This is a genomic window from Alloyangia pacifica (assembly GCF_020524285.1).
Taxonomy (GTDB): domain Bacteria; phylum Pseudomonadota; class Alphaproteobacteria; order Rhodobacterales; family Rhodobacteraceae; genus Salipiger; species Salipiger pacificus_B.
In genome coordinates, this window is sequence record NZ_JAIVKX010000043.1 from 1 (window position 1) to 830 (window position 830).

Sequence of the window (830 nt, forward strand, 5' to 3'; positions counted from 1 at the left end):
ATCGGCGCCGCGTGCTCCTGCCCGATGCGGGCCAGAGCCTTGGTATCTTTAGGGAAACACGAACCGCCATAGCCCGGGCCCGCGTGCAGGAACTTGTTGCCGATGCGGCCGTCGAGCCCCATGCCCTTCGACACGCTCTTCACGTCCGCGCCGACCTTCTCGCAGAGCGCCGCGATCTCGTTGATGAAGGTGATCTTCGTCGCGAGGAAGGCATTGGCGGCGTATTTGATCATCTCGGCGGACTCGAGATCGGTTGTGACGATCGGGAAGTCGCGCAGGTAGAGCGGGCGGTAGATGTCTTCCATGACCTTGGCGGCACGGTCGGTCTCGACGCCAACCACGACGCGGTCAGGCTTCATGAAATCGTCGATCGCCGCGCCCTCGCGCAGGAACTCGGGGTTCGAGGCGACATCGAACTCGAGGCTTGGGTTGGCGGCGGCGACCACCTCCTGCACCTTGCGGTTGGTGCCCACGGGCACGGTCGATTTCGTGACCACAACGATGTAATGGTCAGCGGCCTTGGCGATCTCCTCGGCGGCGGCCATCACGTAGGTCAGATCCGCGTGGCCATCGCCGCGACGGGTCGGCGTGCCGACGGCGATGAACACCGCCTCGGCGCCATCGATGGCCGACTGCAGATCGAGGGTGAACGACAGCCGTCCGGCCTCGACGTTCTTGGCCATGAGCGTGTCGAGCCCGGGCTCGTAGATCGGCACCTCGCCGCGCTCGAGCATCTCGATCTTGCGCGGGTCCTTGTCGACGCAGACCACCTCGTGGCCGAAGTCGGAGAAACACACCCCGGAGACAAGACCGACGTAACCGGTGCCGAT

The 830-nt window shown here is 64.9% G+C and carries 1 protein-coding gene; it reads right to left on the reverse strand.

Annotated features, from left to right (window positions below; translation table 11 throughout):
* On the reverse strand, positions 1–830 hold an 830-nt coding region (locus tag LC039_RS26755), incomplete at both ends, for a UDP-glucose dehydrogenase family protein (protein WP_226629937.1).